Origin of the sequence: Comamonas sp. MYb69 (genome assembly GCF_037479315.1) — a bacterium.
Lineage (GTDB): Bacteria > Pseudomonadota > Gammaproteobacteria > Burkholderiales > Burkholderiaceae_C > Comamonas.
The window spans coordinates 1-1,332 of sequence record NZ_JBBGZG010000027.1; the positions used below are offsets into that span (position 1 = coordinate 1).

Genomic DNA, 1,332 nt, shown 5'->3' on the forward strand with positions numbered 1-1,332 from the left:
GAGGGTGTGCAGAATTTTGTGTAAACGGCCAATTCACTGCAGGCGACAGCCTGCTTGTCCGTAAACACAATGACATCCAAAAAGCACGAAGTACCCGAAGAACTATTGGCCAATCTCCTGGCCAACTACAAGAAGCCTGAAGACCTGATTGGCGAGAATGGCCTGCTCAAGCAACTGACCAAGCTGCTAGTTGAGAAGGCCTTGGATGCCGAGTTGACCGAACACCTCGGTCATGAGCGCCACGAGACCGTCGCCAACCCCGTGGGCAACACCCGCAACGGCAAGAGCAAGAAGACCCTCAAGGGGGAGTTTGGTGAACTGCCAATTGAAGTCCCTCGTGACCGCAATGGCAGCTTCGAGCCCCAGCTCATTCCCAAGCACCAAACTCGCTGGAGCGGCTTCGACGACAAAATCATCTCGTTGTATTCCCGCGGCATGACGGTGCGTGAGATTCAGGCCCACCTGCAAGAGATGTACGGCACCGAGGTCTCGCCCAGCCTGATTTCATCGGTGACGGACGCCGTCAGCGACGAAGTCAAGGCCTGGCAGGCCCGCCCCCTGGATGCCATCTATCCCATCGTCTATCTGGACTGCATCCACGTGAAGGTGCGCGAGGGCGCTGTACGGGTCAAGGCGGTCTATCTGGCCATTGGCATCACGATGAATGGCGAGAAGGAGGTGCTGGGCTTGTGGCTGGCCCAAACCGAGGGGGCCAAGTTCTGGCTGCAGGTCGTCACGGAGCTACGCAACCGGGGCGTACAAGATATCTTCGTGGCCTGTGTGGATGGCCTCAAGGGCTTCCCCGATGCCATCGAGGCGGTATTCCCCAAGGCGGTCGTGCAGTTGTGCATCGTGCACATGGTGCGCCACAGTCTGAACTACGTCTCATGGAAGCTCCGCCCTGAGGTTGCGGCCGATCTGCGCCGCATCTACCAGGCGGCCACCGCCCAAGAGGCTGAGCTGCGACTCGGTGAGTTCGAGGCCAAGTGGGACACGCAGTATCTGCCCATCGGCCAGTCCTGGCGCAGAAACTGGAATCGGCTGATTCCCTTCTTTGATTACCCACCTGAAATCCGCAAGGTCATCTACACCACCAACGCCATCGAGTCGGTGAACATGAGCTTGCGCAAGCTGACGAAGAATCGGGGCTCGTTCCCCAGTGACGAAGCGCTGACCAAGTTGTTCTATCTGGCGCTGCGCAACATCAGCCAGAAGTGGACATTGCCCATCCGCGATTGGAAGGCTGCGCTGACTCGCTTTACCATTCAGTTCGGAGACCGCATCTCCATCAACTGAAGCCCGTCCCGTTTACACAAAATATCGGACACGCCC

General features: G+C 58.1%; 1 protein-coding gene. It reads left to right on the plus strand.

Annotated features, from left to right (window positions below; all coding sequences use genetic code 11):
• Nucleotides 1–69: 69 nt before the first annotated feature.
• A complete protein-coding gene (locus WH303_RS23725; RefSeq protein WP_339521314.1) occupies nucleotides 70–1,296 on the plus strand; it encodes an IS256 family transposase in 1,227 nt (408 codons plus the stop codon).
• The last annotated feature ends 36 nt before the right edge of the window (nucleotides 1,297–1,332 follow it).